This is a genomic window from Jeotgalibacillus haloalkalitolerans, assembly GCF_034427455.1.
GTDB classification, from domain to species: Bacteria; Bacillota; Bacilli; order Bacillales; family Jeotgalibacillaceae; genus Jeotgalibacillus; species Jeotgalibacillus haloalkalitolerans.
The window spans coordinates 24826-48896 of the sequence record NZ_JAXQNN010000004.1; the positions used below are offsets into that span (position 1 = coordinate 24826).

The 24071-nt window shown below is 40.8% G+C and carries 23 protein-coding genes; 5 read left to right on the top strand and 18 right to left on the bottom strand.

The window, feature by feature from the left end; all coding sequences use genetic code 11:
* Together pdhA and UFB30_RS11690 are read right to left on the bottom strand one after the other, a co-directional pair.
* Window positions 1-1113, bottom strand: coding sequence for a pyruvate dehydrogenase (acetyl-transferring) E1 component subunit alpha (gene pdhA / locus UFB30_RS11685; protein ID WP_322421883.1), 1113 nt, complete (start codon window positions 1111-1113; stop codon window positions 1-3).
* A gap of 351 nt (window positions 1114-1464) precedes the next feature.
* Window positions 1465-2115, bottom strand: coding sequence for a YkyA family protein (locus UFB30_RS11690; RefSeq protein WP_322421884.1), 651 nt, complete (start codon window positions 2113-2115; stop codon window positions 1465-1467).
* Between the two features lie 217 nt (window positions 2116-2332).
* Here UFB30_RS11690 and def point away from each other — a divergent pair, with 217 nt between their 5' ends.
* From def to rnjA, 3 genes are all read left to right on the top strand, one after another.
* Window positions 2333-2887, top strand: coding sequence for a peptide deformylase (gene def, locus UFB30_RS11695; RefSeq protein ID WP_322421885.1), 555 nt, complete (start codon window positions 2333-2335; stop codon window positions 2885-2887).
* A 339-nt stretch (window positions 2888-3226) separates the two neighbouring features.
* A complete protein-coding gene (locus UFB30_RS11700; RefSeq protein ID WP_322421886.1) occupies window positions 3227-3436 on the top strand; it encodes a DNA-dependent RNA polymerase subunit epsilon in 210 nt (69 codons plus the stop codon).
* Window positions 3437-3439: 3 nt separating this feature from the next.
* On the top strand, window positions 3440-5110 hold the full coding sequence (gene rnjA / locus UFB30_RS11705; protein WP_322421887.1) for a ribonuclease J1: 1671 nt from the start codon (window positions 3440-3442) through the stop codon (window positions 5108-5110).
* A gap of 376 nt (window positions 5111-5486) precedes the next feature.
* On the opposite strand, the gene UFB30_RS11710 is transcribed toward rnjA, so the two are convergent.
* The 6 genes from UFB30_RS11710 to UFB30_RS11735 all read right to left on the bottom strand — a co-directional run bounded on the left by UFB30_RS11710 (window position 5487) and on the right by UFB30_RS11735 (window position 13422).
* On the bottom strand, window positions 5487-6146 hold the full coding sequence (locus UFB30_RS11710; RefSeq protein WP_322421888.1) for a potassium channel family protein: 660 nt from the start codon (window positions 6144-6146) through the stop codon (window positions 5487-5489).
* 63 nt (window positions 6147-6209) lie between these two features.
* Window positions 6210-7223 carry a cytochrome d ubiquinol oxidase subunit II gene (locus tag UFB30_RS11715; RefSeq protein WP_322421889.1) on the bottom strand — a complete coding sequence of 338 codons (1014 nt, stop codon included), beginning with the start codon at window positions 7221-7223 and terminating at the stop codon, window positions 6210-6212.
* Between the two features lie 97 nt (window positions 7224-7320).
* Window positions 7321-8667, bottom strand: a complete 1347-nt coding sequence (locus tag UFB30_RS11720; RefSeq protein ID WP_322421890.1) for a cytochrome ubiquinol oxidase subunit I — start codon at window positions 8665-8667, stop codon at window positions 7321-7323.
* A gap of 453 nt (window positions 8668-9120) precedes the next feature.
* Window positions 9121-10941, bottom strand: a complete 1821-nt coding sequence (locus UFB30_RS11725; protein WP_322421891.1) for an ABC transporter ATP-binding protein — start codon at window positions 10939-10941, stop codon at window positions 9121-9123.
* Window positions 10942-10945: 4 nt separating this feature from the next.
* Window positions 10946-12700, bottom strand: coding sequence for an ABC transporter ATP-binding protein (locus UFB30_RS11730; RefSeq protein WP_322421892.1), 1755 nt, complete (start codon window positions 12698-12700; stop codon window positions 10946-10948).
* Between the two features lie 179 nt (window positions 12701-12879).
* Window positions 12880-13422, bottom strand: a complete 543-nt coding sequence (locus tag UFB30_RS11735; RefSeq protein WP_322421893.1) for a peroxiredoxin — start codon at window positions 13420-13422, stop codon at window positions 12880-12882.
* A 224-nt stretch (window positions 13423-13646) separates the two neighbouring features.
* Here UFB30_RS11735 and UFB30_RS11740 point away from each other — a divergent pair, with 224 nt between their 5' ends.
* Window positions 13647-14501: a mechanosensitive ion channel family protein gene (locus UFB30_RS11740; protein WP_435390890.1), complete on the top strand. Its 855-nt coding sequence runs from the start codon at window positions 13647-13649 to the stop codon at window positions 14499-14501.
* Between the two features lie 87 nt (window positions 14502-14588).
* On the opposite strand, the gene UFB30_RS11745 is transcribed toward UFB30_RS11740, so the two are convergent.
* The 6 genes from UFB30_RS11745 to UFB30_RS11770 form a co-directional block, all read right to left on the bottom strand.
* Window positions 14589-15722 (bottom strand): N-acetyldiaminopimelate deacetylase, encoded by a 1134-nt coding sequence (locus tag UFB30_RS11745; RefSeq protein ID WP_322421894.1) that lies wholly within the window; start codon window positions 15720-15722, stop codon window positions 14589-14591.
* Between the two features lie 78 nt (window positions 15723-15800).
* Window positions 15801-16514 (bottom strand): 2,3,4,5-tetrahydropyridine-2,6-dicarboxylate N-acetyltransferase, encoded by a 714-nt coding sequence (gene dapD / locus UFB30_RS11750; protein ID WP_322421895.1) that lies wholly within the window; start codon window positions 16512-16514, stop codon window positions 15801-15803.
* A 99-nt stretch (window positions 16515-16613) separates the two neighbouring features.
* Window positions 16614-17492: a transcriptional regulator CcpC gene (gene ccpC, locus UFB30_RS11755; RefSeq protein WP_322421896.1), complete on the bottom strand. Its 879-nt coding sequence runs from the start codon at window positions 17490-17492 to the stop codon at window positions 16614-16616.
* Window positions 17493-17504: 12 nt separating this feature from the next.
* Window positions 17505-18998: an MDR family MFS transporter gene (locus tag UFB30_RS11760; RefSeq protein ID WP_322421897.1), complete on the bottom strand. Its 1494-nt coding sequence runs from the start codon at window positions 18996-18998 to the stop codon at window positions 17505-17507.
* Window positions 18999-19016: 18 nt separating this feature from the next.
* Complete coding sequence (gene cbpB / locus UFB30_RS11765; RefSeq protein ID WP_322421898.1) at window positions 19017-19466, bottom strand: cyclic-di-AMP-binding protein CbpB; 450 nt, start codon at window positions 19464-19466, stop codon at window positions 19017-19019.
* 125 nt (window positions 19467-19591) lie between these two features.
* Window positions 19592-19849: a YkuJ family protein gene (locus UFB30_RS11770; RefSeq protein ID WP_039808582.1), complete on the bottom strand. Its 258-nt coding sequence runs from the start codon at window positions 19847-19849 to the stop codon at window positions 19592-19594.
* Between the two features lie 258 nt (window positions 19850-20107).
* Between UFB30_RS11770 and UFB30_RS11775 the strand changes: the two genes are divergently transcribed.
* On the top strand, window positions 20108-20353 hold the full coding sequence (locus UFB30_RS11775; RefSeq protein WP_322421899.1) for a glutaredoxin domain-containing protein: 246 nt from the start codon (window positions 20108-20110) through the stop codon (window positions 20351-20353).
* A 21-nt stretch (window positions 20354-20374) separates the two neighbouring features.
* On the opposite strand, the gene UFB30_RS11780 is transcribed toward UFB30_RS11775, so the two are convergent.
* The 4 genes from UFB30_RS11780 to UFB30_RS11795 form a co-directional block, all read right to left on the bottom strand.
* Window positions 20375-20581 (bottom strand): hypothetical protein, encoded by a 207-nt coding sequence (locus UFB30_RS11780; protein ID WP_322421900.1) that lies wholly within the window; start codon window positions 20579-20581, stop codon window positions 20375-20377.
* A 181-nt stretch (window positions 20582-20762) separates the two neighbouring features.
* A complete protein-coding gene (gene fadH / locus UFB30_RS11785; RefSeq protein WP_322421901.1) occupies window positions 20763-21515 on the bottom strand; it encodes a 2,4-dienoyl-CoA reductase in 753 nt (250 codons plus the stop codon).
* 134 nt (window positions 21516-21649) lie between these two features.
* Window positions 21650-21874, bottom strand: coding sequence for a hypothetical protein (locus UFB30_RS11790; protein WP_322421902.1), 225 nt, complete (start codon window positions 21872-21874; stop codon window positions 21650-21652).
* An 85-nt stretch (window positions 21875-21959) separates the two neighbouring features.
* Window positions 21960-24044, bottom strand: coding sequence for a sensor domain-containing protein (locus UFB30_RS11795; protein ID WP_322421903.1), 2085 nt, complete (start codon window positions 24042-24044; stop codon window positions 21960-21962).
* Window positions 24045-24071: the final 27 nt, after the last annotated feature.

Below are 24071 nucleotides of genomic sequence, written 5' to 3' on the forward strand. Positions count from 1 at the left end.
TTACTTCGACTCCTTCTCTTTATAAATTTCATATTGTTCATTTAAGTTGTATGGCATTTCTTCATACATGATTTCCATTAGATCAGTAACCTTCTGCTTAGGCGTATCATCAGCTTCTTTAATTGCAGCTTTGATTTCCTCTTTTGCTTTTTCGATTACTTCATTTTCTTTTTCTTCATTCCATAGTCCCTTCTCTTCAAGGAACTTGCGGAAACGTACCAGTGGGTCTTTCTTTTCCCACTCAGTATCCATATCATCAGTACGGTAACGTGTCGGATCGTCACCAGCCATTGTATGTGGACCATAACGGTAGCAAAGTGTTTCGATCAGTGTTGGACCTTCACCCGCAACTGCGCGATCACGAGCTTCACGAGTCGCTGCATATACTGCCAGAGGATCCATTCCATCAACAAGAATTCCAGGGATACCGGCTGAAACAGCTTTTTGAGCGATTGTTTTACCTTTTGTCTGCTTATCACGAGGTGTTGAGATCGCGAACTGGTTATTCTGAACAACAAAAATTGCTGGTGCATTATATGAACCTGCAAAGTTAATTCCTTCATAGAAATCACCCTGTGAAGATCCGCCATCACCAGTGTAAGTGATTGCTACAGTATCTTTACCGCGCTTTTTAAGACCAAGTGCAATACCAGCAGTCTGAACGTATTGAGCACCGATAATGATTTGCGGCGGAAGTACATTAACACCTTCAGGAGAGTTGTTACCCTGGAAATGACCTCTTGAGAATAAGAAAGCCTGTGCAAGTGGTAAGCCATGCCAGATAATCTGAGGTACATCACGGTAACCAGGTACTACCCAGTCTTCTTTTTCAAGTGCATAATGAGAAGCAATCTGAGAAGCTTCCTGACCTGCAGTTGGTGCATAGAAACCAAGACGGCCCTGACGGTTTAATGAGATTGAACGCTGATCAAGAATACGCGTATAAACCATACGGCTCATTAATTCCTGAAGCTGCTCATCACTAAGTTCCGGCATTGCATCTTCGTTTACTACTTTTCCTTCTTCGTTAAGAATCTGGAACATTTCAAACTTTTCTTCGATCTGTTCTAAAACTTTTACAGAATCGAATGGTGTCTTCTTTTTAGAAGCCATGTAATCCACCTATCCTTTCGGTTTTGTCAAATTCATGCGTGTTCGTCTTCAGAACACAATTACTTTATATTTTTCCACAAATCCAGTGGTAAAAAACCTAAAGTGTTAAATTCTTTTTATCTGTATTAATTTACAGAGAAAAACTATTAATACAGTTCACGAAATAAATTCTACATGAGAGGCGATATATCGTCAATCATAAAGTTTTAAAGTGTTTTTCCGAGGAATTATTTTACACACATTCTTGTAACTGTATTAATTAAAACCAATCCTGTACTATATTAATAACGATAAGCAGGAACTGTTATATGTCTGTTTTTACACCCGCATAAAAAAAGAGCAGACATTTGTCTACTCTTCAGTATCAAGCTCAGCCAGATCATAATACTCTGCCTTTAGCTCGTTATATTCACTTGTTAAATCATTAAAAGCTGTATTCGCCTCAATGATGACCGCGTTCTGATCATTTACTGAAGTGATTTGCTCCTCAAGTTCTTCTAATTGAAGATCTTCGTTTTTCAATAGCTCATATAATTCTCTGTTCAACGCAATTCCTGATTCGTACGCCGAAGTTAATTCTTCATGAGAAAGATAGCGGTTATTCATTGTTTCAATCATTAACTCAACATGCTGCCTGACTTCATCGGAATCCAGGTCTTCAGTAAGCGCTTCTACTCCGCTGAACTCTTCTTCAGAGCTTTCAATTGCAGCTCTTTCTTCAGCAAGCTTTTCTTCCCGTGCTTCCAAATTCCCTAAAGCTTCGTCTGCCAGTGAATTAATCTGCTCAAATTCTTCCATACTTAGCGACATAATTTCGTCATACAACTGCTGTTCTTCAGTTTCTAATTCACGCAAGTCATTCTGGGCACTTACGTAACCCTCTTCTGCTGCTACAGCAGCTTCTAGCTTTTCACTGATTTCTTCTTCTGCAGGTGTTCCGAACACACAACCGGAAAGAAAAATAGCTGAAAAACAAAAAGCGCCTGCTATGTATGTTTTCACTTAATGTAACCCCCTTGAATAATAACACTTAATATCATATCTATGATTAGGCCAAACTTCAATCTTTTTTAGCCCTGAAGGTGAAGGAAATCACCGAAACCGAAATATATTTGTCAAAAAATAGCTTTTCAATGCATGTTTTAGCCTCAGTAATTTTTTTCATCTGTATAATCTGATATGATAATGTTTATACTGATTTGATCGGGAGGAAAGTAAGATGATTACAATGAAAGATATTGTCCGGGATGGTCATCCTGTGCTGCGGCAAAAAGCCGAAAAAGTGGATTTACCACTAACAGAATCTGATAAAAAAACAATGGCTTTGCTGTTGGAGTATATTAAAAACAGTCAGGATCCGGAAATTGCATTAGAGCATGACCTGCGTCCCGGAATCGGACTGGCAGCTCCGCAGATTAATGTTTCTAAACAGATGTTTGCTCTTCATCTTGAAGATCAGAATGGACGGGAGTACAGCTTTAGTATTGCCAATCCAAAAATTATCAGTCATTCGGTTGATAAGACGTATCTTACTTCAGGAGAAGGCTGTCTTTCTGTTGATGAAAACATTCCCGGTTATGTCGTGCGCTATGCAAGAATAACTGTCCGCGGAATTGATATAGACGGCGCTGAAGTAAAGTATCGGCTGAAAGGACTTGCTGCAGTAGCCGCACAGCATGAGATTGATCACCTGAACGGCATCATGTTTTATGATCATATTAATCATGAGGATCCTTTTAAAGAGCCGGCTGACGCTGAACCTTTGGAGAGATAATTAAATAACGTTTTTTACCCCCTATGTCAAGAACCTTATCTTTACAGATCGCTCATTCCGCGTTATGATAATGATAAGGAGTGATCCGCCATGTTGAAGAAGCTTAAGAAAAAGCTTGCACGACAGTGGAGAGACATGTTGCGTAAAAAGATGATTGCCTGAGCCCCTGTAAAGCCCTTCATCATCAGGAGGGCTGTTCTTTATGTCCGGGGTGATTATAATTTTTAAATTAAATTAATGGATCCCCACAATCGGGTGAAGTTTTTTAAATTTGTTGAACATGATAATTAAAGCGCAATGATTGCGCTTTTTTAGTAATTATATGAAGGAGAGATACACATGATTTTTAAGGTTTATTATCAGGAAATTGCATCAGAGGTACCAGTACGCGAAAAAACAAAAGCGATGTATATCGAAGCTGAAACGGAAGAGGAAGTCCGTAAAAAGCTTAGCGGACATGGCTTTAACATTGAGTTTGTACAAAAGCTAGAGGGCAAATATTTAGAGTACGAACAAAATCATCATAATTACAAATTGGAACAGCTGTAATTAATGAAATTCGTTAAAAATGACCAGACTGCTGTGTTTGCCCTCGGCGGTCTTGGTGAAATCGGAAAAAACACTTACGGTGTACAGTTTCAGGATGAAATCATTCTGATTGATGCCGGAATCAAATTCCCTGAAGATGAGTTACTTGGAATTGATTATGTTATTCCGGATTATACTTATCTTGAGAAAAATCTTGATAAAATTAAAGGCCTTTTCATTACACATGGTCACGAAGATCATATTGGCGGAATCCCTTACTTACTCAGACAGGTGAATGTTCCGGTCTATGGCGGAAAGCTTGCACTTGGTCTTTTAAAAAATAAACTTGAGGAACACGGTCTCCTGAGATCCACTCGTCTTCATACGATTGACGAGGATGATGTGATTAAGTTCCGTAAGACTGCAGTTAGCTTCTTCCGCACGACACACAGTATTCCTGATTCATTTGGAGTTGTTGTTAAAACACCACCGGGTAACATCGTTCATACTGGTGATTTTAAGTTTGATTTTACACCTGTAGGGGATCCTGCAAACTTAACAAAAATGGCTGAGATCGGAAAAGAAGGCGTACTTGCTTTGCTTTCTGACAGTACAAACAGTGAAGTCCCGAATTTTACGTTATCTGAACGTAAAGTCGGTGAGAGCATTGATGATATTTTCCAGACAGTTAACGGACGTATTATCTTTGCAACGTTTGCTTCAAACATTTACCGTCTGCAGCAGGTTGTAGAATCAGCTGTTAAATACGGACGTAAGGTTGCTGTATTTGGACGAAGTATGGATAATGCGATCAACATCGGACATGAACTCGGTTATATTAATGCACCGAAAGATACGTTTATTGATGCGCATACATTAAATAGAATGCCTGCTGATAAAGTTGTGATTTTATGTACAGGAAGTCAGGGTGAACCAATGGCTGCTCTATCTAGAATTGCCAATGGTACACACCGTCAGATTCAGATTATCCCTGGTGACACAGTTGTATTTTCATCATCACCAATTCCGGGTAATACAATCAGCGTAAACCGTACGATTAATCTTCTTTACCGCGCAGGAGCAAATGTTATTCATGGATCACTTAACAATATCCATACGTCCGGTCATGGTTCTCAGGAAGAACAGAAATTGATGCTTCGTCTGATCAAGCCGAAATTCTTCATGCCGATTCACGGTGAGTATAGAATGCAGAAAATGCATGCCAGCCTTGCCGTTGACTGTGGCGTCCCTGAGGAAAACTGCTTCCTGATGGAAAATGGAGATGTTCTAGCCTTAGGCAGCAATGAAGCAGCAATTGCAGGGAAAATTCCTTCAGGCAATGTTTATATCGATGGCAGCGGTATTGGTGATATCGGAAACATCGTTCTGCGGGACCGCCGCATTCTGTCAGAAGAAGGACTTGTTGTCGTTGTAGTGAGCCTTAACCTGAACGATCATAAGATTGCATCCGGCCCTGATTTAATCTCACGCGGCTTCGTCTATATGAGAGAATCAGGTGAACTGATTAACCAGGCACAGCACCTTCTTTACAAGCATTTAAATAAAGTTCTTGCAAATAAGACAAGCCAGTGGTCAGAAATTAAAAATGAAATTACAGATACACTTGAACCGTTTCTATATGAAAAAACGAAGCGCCGCCCTATGATCCTGCCGATCATTATGGAAGTTTCGTGATATGAGAAAAAGGATGAGACAGTAAATTGTCTCATCCTTTTTTCATTTCACTGCGCTTCAGGTGGACGCTTTCCGGACGGAGATTGCTGTGCCTCCTCGGCTTCACTGCGGGGTCTCAGCTTCCCTCTAATCGTTCCGGAGTCGCCACCTAACGCTACGCTGCACATATGACCTTTAAAAACATGAATATACTTTTCAAAATAAAGTGATTTTTATTGCCTTTTCTTATTTTCAATGTTTTCAATATTAATGGTACCTGATAAAGAAATCGATTCACTTTTTGCGATTGGTTTCGTTTAGATCGTTTATACAACATATTTTCATACTAATTAGCGTCAATTTAAAAAGGTTTGGTCACATTGACCAAACCTTTTTGTTATTGCATAACCCGCTTCTCAAAGCGGTTAATATCATTATCCGCTCCGATTACGATCAGAATATCACCTTTACGGATGACATCGTTCGCCTGTGGAGAGACGATAATGTCGTCTCCTCTTTTAATTGCTACAATATTGATGCCGTATTTTGCACGGATATCAAGTTCAATAATGGAATTGCCGATCAGCAGATTGTTTGCTGCGATTTCTACGATTGAGTGTTCATCAGATAACTCAAGATAATCAAGTACATTGTTTGAAACGATATTGTGTGCAATCCGTTTCCCCATGTCTCTCTCAGGGTGAACCACTTTATCTGCACCAATCCGCTCTAACACTTTTTCATGATAATCATTTTGCGCTTTAACAGTGATTTTCTTTACACCAATTTCTTTCAGCATAAGGGTTGTCAGTATGCTTGCCTGTATATCATCTCCGATTGCCACAATCACGTGATCAAAATTTCTGATCCCAAGACTGCGTAAAGCAGCTTCATCAGTTGAATCTGCCATGACAGCATGCGTTGCAATCGTTGCAAATTCATCGACTTTATCTTCAAACTTATCAATTGCCATTACTTCCATTCCCTGCTCAATCAGTTCACGTACAATACTGCCGCCGAAACGGCCAAGCCCAATTACTACAAATTCTTTTTTCACGGTTTTTCCCCCACTATCATGTCCTTACTTCCATTTTAGCATAGGAAATTTCAGAAAATGAGCTTATTTTTTACCTTTTACGTAATCTGCATCAAATAGGAACAATCTCATTAGCAGATAGAGTGAAGGAATCAGTAAACACAGTCCGAGTATGAATACAATGACAAGCGCTGTACCCATTGTTTCGTTTACTACACTTCCTTCAATCGTGATATACGGGTAAAGAATATAAGGCAGATGAGACGCTCCGTAGCCGAAAAACGCAAAGAAGAATTGAAGCATCACCATCAGGAATGCTGTACCATATTTCTTCTTTTGCTTAATTAAATAAACTGCTATGAGGAAAAACACAAGCGATAATCCAAACATCCACCAAAGGTCCAGTGCTCTCTCAAAGTGTTCACCATTGTGAGACCGTAATCCTGCAAAAACCAGAAGACTGGCACCAATTGTAGGTGCACTCCACCAGAGCGCAAACTTTCTCATGATTTCTCTGGAATCTTTATCTTCTGCGCGGTCTGCATAATACGTCAGAAAACTTGCACTGATAAATAAAACAGAGACAATCGCTAAGAATACAACACTCCATGAGTATGGGCTTGTAAATAACTCACCCGCAAGAAATGTCACACCATTCTCATCTTCAGTCAGGTAACCACCCTCGGAAATTGTTAGTGCAGTTGAGAGAGCTGCAGGGATTAACAGCCCTGTTGCACCATATAAGAATAAGTAAAGCGTGCTGTCTTTTGAACCGTAATTACCAAATGCATAAAATGACCCTCTGATCGCGATCAGGATAATCGCAACAGATCCGGGCAATAAAAGTGCTGTTCCATAATAATAAGCAGTATCCGGGAAGAACCCTACCAGTCCAACGAAGAAGAATACAAAGAATACGTTTGTCACTTCCCAGACCGGTGATAGATATCTGCTGATCAACTTACTCATAATATGTTCTCTTTTTGAGATTCTCGCATAATAAGCGAAGAATCCTGCGCCAAAATCAATAGAGGCGACAATTAAATAACCATACAGGAATAACCACAATACAGTAATCCCCAATACTTCTAAACTCATTTAAGTAACTCCTTCCCTCTGGCTTATTTCTTAGTTAAGTATAAGATATGGATCAGCAGACGGGGAAAATCCCCGTCCACTGCTTGTGTTCTTCACATTAACTGTCCAGCGTGCCTCCAGGGAAGCGTTTTTCAAGCTCTGCTTCAGGTGGTCTGTTCTTGAACATTCTGAGTAATACTTTCACACAGAAGAAACCAAGCACCGCATACAGTGCGAGGAACAGACCGAATGCAATACCTACAGAACTTGATGTAGTAGCAGCTTCATCCACTGTCATAATTCCTCTTAAGATCCATGGCTGTCTGCCGACTTCAGCATAGATCCAGCCAAACTCAATCGCCATCATCGCAAGCGGCCCGCTTGCAACAATACCCATCAGCAGCAGCTTATTCCATTCATTGAATCGTTTGATGAACATAAACATCACGAACAATCCGGAGATAAATAATGAGTACATCCCGATACTGACCATCAGATCGAACATGTAGTGGATCCATAGCGGCGGTCTTTCTTCTTCAGGAAACTCATTCAGACCGATAACCTCAGTATCAAACGAGTTACCCGCTAGGAAGCTTAACATACCTGGTATCCGAATCTCATTACTGATTTCACCTTCATCATTAATTGTACCGAAAACAATCAGATCCGCATTAGATTCTGTTTCGAAATGCCATTCAGCAGCAGCAAGTTTTTCAGGCTGTTCCTTAGCAAGGAATTTTGCTGACAGGTCGCCTGCAAGAGCAGTTCCCGCTGCGAAAATCAGACCTGCAACCATTGTGAGACGGAGTGCTTTTTTGTGATAATCTGTCCCTTTTTTCATCAGAATAATAAAAGCGGTAATAGCAGCCAGAATCAAAGCTGATGTCATATAGGCTGATGTAATAACGTGAAACACCTTAGTTGGTGTAGCAGGGTTAAACATCGCTGCCAGCGGGCTGATATTCACTGTTTCACCATCAATAATATCAAAGCCCTGAGGCGTATTCATAAATGCATTTACTGTAGTAATAAAGAATGCTGATAGTGATGCCCCGATAACAATTGGAATATTCAGCAGCCAGTGTAACCAGCGGTTTTTAAATCTGTCCCATGTATACAAATAGATCCCAAGGAAAATTGCTTCAAAGAAGAATGCGAATGTTTCCATAAACAGCGGAAGTGCAATGACCTGTCCGGCAACCTGCATAAAGCTTGGCCATAGCAGTGAAAGCTGCAGCCCAATCGCCGTACCGGTTACAACCCCTACCGCAACCGTAATCGTAAATCCTCTTGCCCAACGTCTGGCAAGAATCAGATAGTGAGGGTCTTTTTTCTTAATACCCATGAATTCGGCTATCGCAATCATTACTGGAATCCCAACACCAATGGTGGCAAAAATAACATGGAATATAAGGGTAGTAGCTGTTAACAGCCTACTGAGCGTAACGCCATCTAATTCCAACATGATTCCCCTCCTAAAAAACTTCATACTTGTAAATTTACTATATCACTGTTCCCCAAACATTTTACAACATTAACTGTGTATGTGATATGTTGAACATGAACAATTTGTGACATCCTTCACAAAGGTTTGAATTCAGTATATCCGCGTTCAGAATATATTTCAATTCAGAGTACTTTATTCTAATGTAAAAATTTCAGCACCTGTTCATTTTATAGACAAAAACTGACCAGAAAGTTAACCTGATCAGCTTTTGTTGAAGGTTTGAAAAGATCGACAAAGTATCGAAAGAAATAGAAAGTGCCGGATCATTCCGAAGACTCCTGCGGAAAACGATCGAGAGAGACCCCGAAGGGCAGTGGTTTTCTGCCCAAGGAGGCTCGAACGTTCGTCCGCGGAAAGCGAAGGAATGATCCGGCACGGTTTATAAGGTTCAACAATCTGATCAGATTGTTATCATCCTGTATTCTGCTGCATGGTGAACTGCGAATGAACGAGCCCCTGATAAATACCTTTATGCTTCATTAATTCATCATGGTTTCCGCTCTCCATCAGGTTCCCGTGATCAAGCACATAGATTCTGTCTGCATCACGGATTGTTGAAAGACGATGCGCAATAATAATAGCGGTTCTTCCTTTCAGCAAGGTTGCCAATGCTTTTTGAATGACCACTTCTGTTTCTGTATCAATTGAAGCAGTAGCTTCATCGAGAATAATAATTCTTGGATCTGCAAGCAGCGCTCTTGCAAATGAAATCAGCTGACGCTCTCCAACTGATAAAATATTTCCTCGTTCTTCAACCTCTGTATCATATCCTTTAGGCAGCTTCTGAATAAATCCGTGTGCACCAACCGCTTTAGCTGCTTCAATCAGCTGCTCATCCGTGGCGTGCGGGAAACCGAAACGGATATTATCCTTAATTGTACCTGAGAATATAAACGTATCCTGAAGAACAATCGAAATCTGTGAACGCAGACTTCTGAGCGACACATCCCGTAAATCATGTCCATCCATCTTAATCGAGCCCGCTGTCGGATCATAAAAGCGTGTCACCATATTGGCAATCGTTGTCTTCCCTGAACCTGTATGGCCGACCAGTGCAATCGTTTCACCCGCCTTAATATCAAGGTTGATCCCGTTCAGCGCCTTCCTGTCTCCCGAATATGCAAAATCAACCTGGTCAAACTCAATATCACCTTTGATTTTCTCAAGTTCGACTGCATGTTTCTTTTCAGCGACATTTGGCTGTTCATCTAAAAACTCAAAGATTCTTTCTGATGAAGCCATCCCCATCAGCAGCTGGTTATACACCATCCCAAGTCTTGAGATCGGCTCCCAGAACATTCCGATTAAAAAGGCAAATGTAACAAATTCCCCGATCTCAAGATTACCTCCCTGAATCAGAGTTGCACCATACCAGATCAAAATTGCTGAACCGACTGCATTCGTCATTTCAACTAGCGGTCTGAATGTGGCATTTTTCTTTGTCGCATCTCTCCAGCTGTCAAAGGTTTCATGGTTAACACCCTGGAAATACTGGGCATTTTCTTTTTCCTGGGTGAATGACTGGGTAATTCTCATCCCCTGCAGACTTTCGTTCAGATGCGAATTCAGCTTGGACTGCTTCAGACGTACTGTTTGCCACGAACGTCTGATCTTTTTACGCAGCTTCGTTGAAATAAAGAACATTGCAGGAAGGACAATCATGACTGCCATTGCCAGCTCCGGACTGATTGTAAACAGGACAATAAAGATCCCGATCAGCATAAGGATATCCATCAGCAGGTTAATCACACCGTTCGTAAATAACTCCTGAAGTGAATTAATATCATTCATAATTCTTACAAGGATTGAACCGGCTGATCTCTGATCGAAGAAGCGGTTACTCAGCCACTGAACATGTGTAAAAAGATGCTTACGCAAATCATAAATTACACTTTGACCAAGAATATTCATCCATTTGATCCTGAATACATTCGCGATGTAATTAATGATATAAAGTCCCGCGATGACTCCGACAAGCTGCATCAGCAGGTCCCCGTCTCTGCCGGCAATTGCTTCATCAATGACATACATCCCGATCAGAATTGGTATCACAAGTCTCACTGCTGTCGTGATCAGGACCATGATGATTGATAACGGGAGAAGCTTTTTTGAATAAGGCTTCAGATATCTCAGCAGTCTCCAGAGCTGCAGCCAGTTAAATGGTTTTTCAATTACCTGATCGGTGGAGTATTTAAATCTGTTTTGAATCCTCTTTTGTGCTTCGCTATTCATCTTTTCACCTCGTTCCCGTTGCAGAAAGTGATTTCTGATCTTTATACTGGATGTCATAAATTCTCTTGTATTGTCCTTCAAGTCCGATTAATTCGTCATGTGTTCCGCGATGGGTGATCTCCCCGTTATCAAACACAAAAATCTCATCTGCATGCTTTAAAGAAGAAATACGGTGGGCAATAATAAATGTCGTCCGCCCCTTCATGACTTCCTTCAATGCTTTCTGGATTTTAAATTCTGTCTGCATATCAACTGCACTTGTTGCATCATCAAGAATTAAAATACTCGGGTCAAGACAGATTGCACGTGCAATTGCAATCCTCTGCTTTTGTCCGCCTGACAGACCGAGTCCTCTTTCTCCAAGCATCGTATCGTAACCTTCAGGCATTTCCATAATGAAATCATGAGCTTCAGCTTTCTTCGCTGCATCAATGATTTCATCCATTGTAGCTTCAGGTCTTCCAAAAGCAATATTTGCTTTAATCGTTGATGAAAACAGAAATGATTCCTGAAGCACGAACCCTACATTTTTACGCAGGGATCTCAGCTTATAATCACTTACTTCCTTCCCATCTATCATGACTGATCCTTCTGTAGGCTCATAAAACCTGGTCATAAGCTGCGTCACACTTGTTTTCCCTGATCCGGTAGCGCCGATTAACCCGACTGTCTTTCCACTATCAACCTTAAACGATACATTGTTAATCGCTTTTTCATCATCAGCGGTATATTGAAGTGTCACGTTTTTAAATTCCACTTCTCCTGAAGAGCGTGTCATATCAATTGCATCCGGCTTTTCTTTAATGGTCTCCTCTGCCTCAAGAATCTCAAGTAAACGTTCACCTGAAGCCTTTGATTGTGAAAACTGATTAATAGTAAAGCCAAGGTTCATAATCGGCCAGATAATAAATCCGACAAGGCTGTAAAAGGCTGTAAGCTCACCAGCTGTCAGGCTGTCATTGACGACAAGGTATCCACCGTAACCAAGAAGCATAATCACGCTGACGTTTCCTAAGAATTCCATGAGCGGGAAATACTTTGCCCACACATCTGAAGTAAATAGGTACTTTTCTTTGTAATCCTGATTCGAACTGTTGAATTTATTAATCTGGTGCTCTTCCCTCGATAATGACTTTACTGTGTTGATCCCGCTGATATTTTCCTGCACATTTGTATTCAGCTTCCCAAACGATTTTCTGACACCCCTGAATGCCGGGTGTACTTTCTGGTCGAATTTGTATACAGCAATTGCAAGAAATGGAATAGAGAGCATCGTAACAATGGTTAAAGGAACTGAGTAATAAAGCATAACGCCTGTTGTGACAACTAACAAAAGCACAAGTCTGATCAGTTCCGCAAACCCGAATGAAAGGAAAAAGCGGAACCCTTCCACATCCGCAGTCAGTCTGGACATGATATCACCGGTTTTTGCATTGTCATAATACTGAAACGGCAGGCTCTGAAGCTTGTCATAAAGCTTTTCACGAAGGTCATAGACTGCAATGATGCCAAATAAATCTCCATTATACTGGGAAATAAACGTTGCAACCCCCTTCACTGCCATGATCGCAATAAATCCAAATGCCAGATATGGAATCAGATTATATCTGCCTTCTCCTACAACATCATCAATTGTAATCTGCAATATAATTGGATAAACAATTGTAATCAGCGTCATCACAAATAAGAAAATAATTGATAGTATAAAGTGGCGTTTATGAGGCCAGTAAAATTCTTTTAACTTTTTAAACACATCCATCGTTTATCCCTCCTTTTCAAATTCCTTCTATATAAATAGACACCTATTAAATATATCGGTTTTCGAAATATTTTTCCACCTTTATTTGAATTTTTTCTCATTTCTTACTATTGTCATTGTATCTACCCGAAAATAAAAAAAGATCAGCCCGCAGGCTGATCTTTCATCGTTCATTTGGATTAAAGTGTTTTTTGACCCGGCTTCCAGTTTGCTGGGCAAAGTCCACCAGTTTGAAGTGCCTGAAGTACACGAAGTGTTTCGTCTACGTCACGGCCGATGTTGTTGTGAAATACTGTCTGATACATAAGCTCGCCTTCAGGGCTGATGATGTAAAGTCCGCGAAGTGCAACACCTTCATCTTCAATCAGTACGCCATATTCGCGTGAAACCTGATGATTCGTATCAGCTGCAAGTGGATAGTTCAGATCACCAAGACCATTGTCTTTGCGCTGTGTATTGATCCATGCAAGGTGTGTGTGGATTGTATCAGTAGAAACTCCGATTACCTCAGCATCAAGGTCTTCGAATTCGTCATAACGGTCTGACATTGCAGTGATTTCTGTTGGACATACAAAAGTGAAGTCCATTGGATAGAAGAATAAAACTGTCCATTTATCTTCTTTCATGTTTTGTTCAAGGCTTACTTTTCCAAATTCTTTGTTAGCAAGTACTGCATCCATTTCAAATCTTGGCGCCTGCTTGCCTACCATACGTTCTGCCATCAAAAATCCCTCCAGATAAAAATACATTTTGGAACGGTAAAACCGATTCCCTTTAAAACTCACGATTCTCATGATAATATACTGCATTTGAATAGTCAATTTTATTAAAGAATTAGTGTAATTCGGTAAAGAATTCTTGATTCAAGTTTTCACGTTTGTTATAAGGGTATAGTGGGATGATAGACCAGCATGTTCACGAGAAAGGATGACAGTCATTGGATTATTTGTTTAACTTAAGCGCACTTGGCGCAAGGCTTGCTGAATATGAATGGGGTGCCCTGTTCATCGAAATCGGGATTGTTGCATTAAAATTAATAGGGATCCTGATTGTATACTTAATCGTCAGAGCGATTGGTAACAGAGTGCTATCAGGTATTTTTGCTAAATACGAGAGCAAAGAGAATATTTCGGTCGGCAGAGCCCGTACATTAGAAAGCCTAACCAAAAATGTATTTGGCTATGCATTACTCTTTATATTAATTGTAACCATTTTACAGCTTGTAAATATCGATGTGACAGCGCTGATTGCTGGTGCTGGAATCGTCGGACTTGCAATCGGATTTGGTGCCCAGGGGCTTGTAAGTGACGTAGTAACAGGATTCTTTATTCTGCTCGAAAAGCAGATTGATGTCGGTGATTATATTACAACCGGAGAGTTCTCAGGAATTTGTGAAGAGGTAGGCCTGAGACAGACAAAGATCAGAGGATTTGACGGCACACTTCACTTTGTACCTAACCGTGAAATTACGAGCATGAGTAATCACTCACGCGGTAATATGCGCGCAATGATTGATATTGGTATTTCATACGATGATGATATTGATAAAGCGATCAAGGTTCTCCAGGACGTGTGTGATGAAGTAGCAGCTTCAAATACCGCAATTCTGGACGGACCTAACGTAGTCGGTGTTCAGGAGCTTGGATCATCTGACGTTGTGATCCGTGTCATTGGGCAGACGGCTAATATGGAACAGTGGGCTGTTGAGAGAGAGCTAAGGAAAGCAATGAAAGAAGCACTTGACCGCAACGGCATTGAGATTCCGTATCCGCATCAGGTATATGTTCAAAAAGAAGCGTAATGTAAAGAGCCTGGGACACTGTCCCAGGCTCTTTAATTGTATCGCTGCACTTCACTTACAGCAAAAAATTTAGTATTTTACCAGCTTCTATTGCTTTGTCACTGCGTTTTTACTTCTCAAATAATCTGTAATGAAGCTGATTGCCGGTTCAATCGCTTGCTCATCCGGATTAAGCTTTGAATGATGCAGACCATACTCAGACCCTACGCCGAGCCAGAACATGAATCCAGGGATTTCTTTAAGGAAATAACCAAAGTCTTCTCCTGTCATCGCTTTTTCACATTCAATACACTTAATACCCTGATGGTTTTCTGCAAACGTCATAAAGTCTTCAGTCAGCTGATGGTCATTGTACACCATATAATAAGGCTGATTAAACTCCACCCTCACTTCACAGTCAAATGCTAATGCGATACCGTCACAAATTGCCTTTACCCTCGTTTTTAATGTTTCCATGACATCCGGATCCAGACTTCTCATTGTTCCATTTAATTCAGCGGTTTCAGCAATAATGTTTCCGATGGTTCCCGCTTCGAGCTTCCCTACCGTTACAACCGCACTGTTCAGCGGGTCAATTGATCTGGAGACAATTGACTGCAATTGTGTGATCAGATGCGCACCAGCAACAATCATGTCTTTTGTTTTATGTGGATATGCCGCATGTCCGCCTTTTCCGGTCAGGGTAATTTTCAGTTCTGAAGTATTAGCAAAGAGAAGCCCTTTTTTCACGGCTATTTCTCCTGCCTGATATTCAGGTGCAATGTGAAGCCCCATTATCTCATCCGGCATCCACTCTTTCATTTCCTGTGAATGCAGCATACGCTCCGCTCCGCCTGGTCCTTCTTCTGCAGGCTGAAAAATGAACAGAATATTGTCATGTAACGGTTCGTTCGCAACAGTAGAAAGTACCCCAAGTGCGATACTCATATGAAAGTCATGTCCACATGCGTGCATGAACCCCTGATGCTCTGATGTAAATGGGAGTCCGGTCTGTTCTGTAATCGGCAGACCGTCTATATCAGTTCTGTAAGCCAGTGTCCTTGGCGAATTCCCTTTTCCTCTAACCAGCACGAAGATTCCCGTTTCCCATTTCTTGATCGAGAGGTGATCCTGCGGCAATTTTTCTATAAAGTTAAGCAGATATTGCTGGGTTTTGAATTCCTGATATCCGACTTCAGGAATTTTATGAAGGTCTCTGCGGACCTGGATAAATGATTCCATTTTAATGCACCTTTCCAACCTGTAGTTTTTAATCATGAAAAAAACGCAGAATGTCATCTGCGTTTTTTAAAGCAGCTATTACAGCTGACGTAGTTCCTGCTTGATTTCTGTTTTAGACTTTGTCTTTTCATCAATTTTTTTCAGGACTTTGGCAGGTGTTCCTGCAACCACTGTATATGGCTCTACGTCTTCAATAACGATCGCACCAGCAGCAACAACTGCACCCTTACCAACTGTTACGCCTTCAAGTACAACTGCGTTTGCTCCGATTACCACATCATCTTCTACGATGACAGGCTTTGCAGATGGCGGCTCGATTACACCCGCAAGTACAGCACCTGCACCAATATGGCAGTTCTTACCGACTGTTGCGCGTCCACCTAATACTACATTCATGTCAATCATTGTACCCGAACCGACAACTGAACCGATGTTGATTGAAGCACCCATCATGATCACTGCATTATCACCAATCTCAACCTGGTCACGAATAATGGCACCCGGCTCAATACGCGCTTTGATATTTTTCATATCGAGCATTGGGATTGCAGAGTTTCTGCGGTCATTTTCTACAACATAATCCCAGATTTGATCAGTGTGCTTCTCAAGTGCCGGCTGTATATCAGCCCATTCACCGAAAACAACTCCTGAACCTTCAGATAAAAAAGTCTGTGATTCGTCTCCAAAGTTAATTTTGTGAAGGTCAGCACCTTTCACATATACTTTTACAGGCGTTGATTTCTTCGCATTCTGTATATAAGAAATAATTTCATTTGCATCCATTGTATTCATTTGAATTCCCCTCTCAATCTTTTGTATAAGTATTCAACTGACTTTTACTTTATCAGATCACCGTACCACAACACAAGTAATCAATATTAGAAAAATCAATTAAATTTTATGTGGTTTATCCAAATGCTTTTGTACTGATTCAATAAAAGCTTCGACCTGCGGGAGTTCGAAGGCTGACTGGTAACCAATCAGCCAAGTATCTCTCTTTAATGTCTGGTCTTCTGTATGAAGTGGTGTGCAAAAGACACTTTCATAACCAGTCAGTGTAATGGATGGCAGGATCGCATAACCGATTCCGTTAAGTGCCATTTGTTTGCAGGTCTCTATCTGATCGACAAGGATGTTCTGACGGGGTGAGATCTGAAACTGTCTGCTCCACCATTCCTGTATCTCCTGATAATATGTTGAATCGCTTTTGAACTGGATAAATGGTCTGTTAGTCAGGTGAAGGTCTTCAATACGTTCGATCTCTTTATCCACCAGATAAAGCTGATCCTGAAACAGATGCATTTTCGGTCCTTTCCAGTCAGGAGTCCCCCGGATAATCCCAATATGAACCTCACCATTATAGACAGCCTGCAGGATTTCACTGCTCCAGCCGGTCATCAGTGAGATTCTGGCATGAGCATGTGTCTCAACAAAATCTTTCAGGACTTTAGGCAGCCAATTCTGTCCGACAATCGATGCGCAGGCAATTTTCAGTGTTCCGTAAACTTTCGTATCCATTGCAAGGATCTGTTCTTTGACAGCTTCTTCTTTTTTCATGATCTCCCTCGCCATGGCAACAATCATTTCGCCGGCAGGCGTCAATGTTAATCCCTTTTTCGAACGGATAAATAATGGCTTCTGCCACTCTTTTTCAAGCGTCTGTAAACGCTGGGAAAGGGCGGGCTGGGACACAAACAGCCTCTCAGCAGCTTTTCTCATATTCATTTCTTCTGCCAGAACATCAAGCATACGATAATCTGAATGGTTCATAATTCATACATCCTATTCTTTTCGGGGTAAAAACAGTATAAAAAACAGACTGATCACAGCAAATGCAAAAACAATAAAATAGACTATATTCAATCCGTCTGTCATTGCAAGCTGCAGCTGCTCAAGAACACCGGGTTCAATTTGACTTCTCTGCTCCGCTTCAAGAAGGCGGTTCACCGCGTCAACTCCCAGAGACTGCACCGCAGGATTTTCACTTTCCTCGAACGTTGAGCGGATCGATGAGTTCAGAATTCCCCCAAGCAGAGCGACGCCGACAGTGCTTCCGAGGTTTCTCATAAACATATTGGCGGCAGTTGCTGCACCGCGTAAATTCCATGGGACTGAACTTTGAATTGATACAATGAAAGAGGTTGTTGTGAGCCCCATTCCCACACCAACAAAAAATGAAGAAATCGCAGGCCATAATGGACCATATTCAGGTTTCATCAGAACAAAGAGTAATGAACCAATGATTAATGAAATCCCGCCGATCAGGCTTGTACGATAATAACCGATTTTAATGAGCAAACGCCCTGCAACCGTAGCTGCAATTGGCCACCCGATAGACATTGCAGTGAGTGTAAACCCTGCAATGCTCGCACTTTCCCCCATCACACCGGTTACAAAAGCCGGCAGGTAACTTGAAATCCCGATCAGCAGCACGCCAGTCGTCAATGATACAATATTTGCAATAAATATCGCACGGTTTTTCCAGATTGAAAAAGGCATCATCGGATCAGGAGCCTTTAATTCGTGACGGACAAAAAGAATGATAATCAGCGCTGATAATGCAGCCATGATCATTGCAGTTGGTGACAGCCATGGAATAGAAATACCGCCTTCTACGAACAGATACAAAAGAATGGTTAATCCTGCTGATAGAAGTACTGCACCTTTATAATCTATTGGGGATGTATTTTTTTCTACGTTTTCCTTTAAGAATATCCATAATACTGTTAATGATAAAATGCCAAGCGGAACATTGATCCAGAATACATATTGCCATCCAATCGTCTCTACCAGAAGACCTCCGATCGCCGGGCCCATCACAGCAGATATTCCCCAGACACTTGACAGGTATCCCTGAATTTTTGCCCGCTCTTCTTTTGAATAAATATCACCGACAATGGTTGAGGCAATCGGCATTACTGCACCGGCGCCAAGTCCCTGAATAAAACGGAAAGCAATCAGCCATTCCATCGATTCAGCAAAGCCGCACAATATAGATCCAATTAAAAACAGTGACATGCCCAGTGTCAGTACAGGTTTTCTGCCAAAAATATCAGAAAGCTTACCATATAATAATACAGTGACCGTACTCATTAACAAATAAGATGAAAAAACCCAGCTATATAGCTGGAATCCTCCCAAATCAGCTGTAATTGCAGGCATTGCAGTCGAGACAATTGTTGCTTCAATTGCCCCGACAAACATTGCCAGCATCACTGCTGCTAATATAAATGGACGAAATTTTAATTCACGGTGCTCATGAACTGATTGTGACATTGATAAGCTCCCTTGACGTTACGAACGCTGAATTTGTTTATGAATATGTCTTTGCAGCTGCTTTAACATTACTCTTCTTGTCAGCAGCCCTTCAAAATATCCTTCAGGGCTCATGACACATACAAATGGATGGTCTACGAGGAGGTTAAGTGCAAATTGAAACTGATCTTCTTTTTTCAGTGAGGGAATATCTGAGCGCATGACATCTCTCACTTTTTTTTCATTTAATCTGCTAAATTCTATTTCTTCAAGTCCGAGCATTGAATCTGTAATCATCTGAACACTGATCAGACCTTTCAGATGATAAGAAGCATCAAGTACCGGAATGGAAGAGTAACCACTTTTCGTCAGAACAAGTAATGCATGTTCAGCTGTATTCATCTCCTGAACATGCGCTATTTTATCAGACGGAATAATATATTGACTGATTGACGTCTCCAAGAATTCTTTATGCTCTGTTGTTAACATGCGTTAAACCCCTTTTACAAAATCTCTCTTCACACATCATAACATAATCAGCCGCTCAGCCCACTATGCAGCTGACGGATTATCTAAAAAAATCCAAAAAAAAACCGGTTAGCCCGGTTTCTTCATTACGCCTGATTATTGTTTTCTTCCTGAAGTAATTCATAGATCTCAATAGCAGTCATATCAATATTGTCAAAAGGATACTTTTGCGGTTTTTGATCTTTATCATACACTTCAAGTTCGAACGTATCATTTGTGCCAAAATATTTAACCTGACACACTCTTTTACCGTTCAATTCGAAAAAGCGGGAAGGAACTTCACCTGATTGATCCTGCTCCTGCAATGTTTTAAGTCTTTGAATAATACCCATCAGTTGAGACATGTGGTATTCTCCCTTCTGTTTGTTGATCATTTCATTATAACATTTGATGAGGAATAACAGATGATGAAGTTTTGATCAAATCTCCATCATCTTTCCCGTATTCGGCTCTAACAAAACAAAGAATACTATAACACACATCTTCAACTCATAACAGCGCAAATTCAGGATCAGGCAAAAGAGCCTGCAAATTCTTTGACAGCATCCGTTATTTGCGGGAAACTGTTAGTAGAGACAAATCGTTAAAAGGAAGTGAGCAGCGTGCAAAAAGTAACTTTGTACACTCAGCCTCAGTGCCCGCCGTGTGAAATTGTCAAACGTTTTTTCAAAGCTAATGATATTCAATTCAGTGAAATAAATATTAAAGAAGATCTTTCATCTCAGGAATATATGATAAAAACGCTGGAGTCATATTCGACCCCAACGGTTCTAATAGATGATCATGAAGTCGTAAGAGGGTTTAACCTTGAAGCGCTGGCGGAAAAACTGAATATTTCATGTGATTAAACCGGCTGATGCCGGTTTTTTTCATATCATGTAATATAAAATGATCCCAACACCGGCAATACCGGCGATGCTGTAAATAATAATAACCGGATTAAAAAGAACCGGATGATTGCTTACTTCATCAGACACTTCGTCACGCTCGCTTTTTTTATTTGCGGCCTGTAAGGTACCTGCAAGTCCAATGACACAGATCAGGATGACAACTGAAATTGTGATAATTGTAATCATGTGATCCCCACCTTTAGTATCAGCGTGGTTAAAGCTTGATGATAGCGGAACGCATCCAGAGATCTGGCACTGTCATCAACAGCATCATAATTGATAACCTTAACCACCGCTTATTCTTTAGTACTAAGATGGTCGATTCTGATAAAATTATACATTCAGTACGATTAACCTCTCGTGCACGTTAAAAAGGAAATGCATTCAGCCATTGTCCACCATCGAGTGTGACACATTCTCCATTCATATAAGCGGCGTCTTCTGAAAGCATAAATGCTGCCAGTCCTGCAATCTCTTCAGGCTTACCAAGCCTCTTTAACGGCACACTTTGTAATGTCCGTTTTGCTGCCTCTTCAGATTCAAAGAGCTTTTCTGCTCCACCGGTTCTCTCAATTGGGCCAGGTGCAATGGCATTCGCTCTGATTCCGTATTTATGTCCCCATTCAACAGCAATGGTTCTTGTCAGAGACAGTACACCGGCTTTTGCAGCTGCCGAGTGGGCAACACCAGCACCTGCATTCCACGCATATGTAGCAACCATATTAATGATAACACCCTTGATCTGATGCTTGATCCAATAATCACCGACTGCTTTTGTACAATTGAAAGTCCCATTTAACACAATATCAATGACAGATCTCCAGGCATTAGCAGACATTTTTTCAACCGGACAAATAAAGTTACCGGCTGCATTATTAATGAGCCCGTCTACTGTACCGAATTTACTGACTGCTGCTTCTACCATCTGTTCAGCCATCTCAAGCTCACGGACATCCATTTGAAAATACTCAACGTTTGATCCGATTTCTTCGACTGCTGCCTTCAGCTTTTCTTCATCCCGTCCTGTAATTAAGACTGAGTTCCCATCATCTGCAAGCCTTTTTGCCATATACTTCCCCATACCATTTGAACCACCGGTTACGATATATACTTTTCCCATCTGAACCCCTCCTGAAATTTAATGAATGATTATTCATTCATTATACTATCTGTTGAAGGGACATTCAATTTTTTCCTTCATAATCTTTTTTTATAAAACAAAAAAACTGATCCAGCCTTTTAGGCCAAATCAGTTTACTGATGGTGATCCTGATGAATTGTGTTTTTGTGATGCAATTTTGCGATTGCTCGCACAATTGTTTTCTTTTTATTAAATCCAGTTGCAGCAACATGCTCTTTGTTCAGTTCTGCATAGACTGTACCTTTTGAATTTTCTTCATTAAAACCTTCTATATATACTGTGATCACACCCGATGTTACTGGAATACGAAGGATATTCAGCGTCAGCCCTTTTTTCAATTGAAAAAGCTCCTTTAGTAAAATACTTAATTTCTGCACAACAGCTTTACAGTAAACTACTAAAAGGAAAATGTCAATGTATCTTTCACACAATGTCGAGCAGCTTTCTCTCCATTTCTGCAGAAGGCAGGGGTTTACTGAAAAAGTATCCCTGTCCCTTTTGACAGTGCTCTTTTCTTAAAAATAATACCTGCGCCATTTCTTCAACTCCTTCTGCCACAACTTCAAGTCCAAGGCTGTGTGCAAGGTGGATAATTGTCTTAGTAATTGCTGCATCCTTATGTTCTGACTGTATCTCCCTGACAAATGACTGATCAATTTTCAAAATATCAATCGGGAAAAGTCTAAGGTAATTTAAAGACGAGTATCCTGTTCCAAAATCATCAACTGATATTTTCACACCAATTTTCTTCAGCTTTTTCAACATAATCAATGTGGTGTTCATATTACTCATTGCACTTTCTGTAATCTCAATTTCAAGCAGACTTGCATCAACATGGTACTTTTTCAATGCATTCATAATCACCTGATCAAAATCCGTCTGCGCAAACTGTTTTGGAGATATATTGACAGCAATACGTATATTGTTGATTCCCTGTAATGACCATGTCTGAAGCTGCTGGCAGGCCTGGTCGATCACCCAGGCACCAATAGGATGAATCAGTCCATTTTCTTCTGCCATCGTTATAAATTCTGATGGCGGAACAGCACCGAATTTTCTATTATTCCATCTGAGCAGCGCTTCAATACTTGAGATCTCACCATTTTGCAGATCCACCTGCGGCTGATAATGAAGACTCAGTTCATTCAGTTCAATCGCTCTTCTGAGATGTGTTTCCATAATCATTTTATCAGGAAATGCCTGTGTCATTTCATTATGATAAAAGCTGACAACTGATCCATCTGCTTTTTTAACAGTATGTAATGCCTGCGCTGCTCGATTAATCAGCACTTCACTTTCAATACCATCCTGAGGGAAAATACTGATGCCAATTCGTGCTGATACAAAGTATTCCTGCTCATTAATATTAAAAGGCTGCTGAAATAAGGTCAGGACATGATCAGCAAACTCTTTTGTTTTATTATGAGTCGTCTGCTGCAGCAGGTATACAAATTCATCCGCATTCATCCTGTATAATGAGTCTCCCTCATTCAGAAGGGTTCTCAGTCTTCCTGCCACTTTTTTCAGCAGCTCATCACCAGCGTTAAAGCCAAGTGTATTATTCAGCTTTTTAAAGTTATCAAGATCAAGACATAAAACTGCATGTGTATCCTTTGTCAGCTCTGATAACTCATCAATTTGATGCCCGAACGCCTGACGATTAAACAGTCCTGTCAGCCTGTCATGCGAATATAAGAAATTCATTTTTTCCTTTGTTTCCTGTTCACTTGTCGCATCTCTGACAATCATGTATACACCTTTGGCATGACCCTGAACAATGATTGGGACAAATTTCGTGTGAACCACAATCGCAGCACCTTCTGCAGTTACAGCAGGAACGAAATGGACTTCATGAGGACCTTCTTTAATCGCTTTTTGTATACAACTTTTCACATTAAAAGATGTCCGGTTTGAAAATAAGGATGTGACAGGCTGATCTACAAGCCGTTCAGTCTCCAGTGCAAATGTTCCTGCAGCAGCTTCATTCACTGATGTAATAACGCCGTTCTCTGATAATGTCAGCACTGCATCCAGGTTATGCTGGATAATTGATTGATAATGCTCATGCAGGTTTCGCAGTTTATTTTTTTCATTCTCTTCCTCTGTTACATCACGCACAACTGCCACAATATAGCGCCGCCTACTGTCAGCATCTGAAAGTGCTGATAAATTCGTTTCATAGTATTTTCTTTCTCCGTTGACATACAGCAGATCCCGGTACCGGAAATCTTTATCAAGACTTTGTGCATGTCTGTATAAATTAATCAGCCTTCCGCTCATGCTGCCCATCACTTCCTGGAGGGTCTTATCCAGCAGATCCTCAATTTTTTTATTAACGATACCAAGGGCAGCCTGATTGGCGTACTTATATTTAAATCCTCCATCCACTTCTTCCATAATGAATACTGCATCTGCAATATGCTCTGTAATAATGACTGAAAGCATATCAAATATATGAGAAGAAAAATTCATTTTATCATCAAATGACTGTATGCGTGGGGTATCCATGGGTCCATCCTTCCAATAACCGTACTA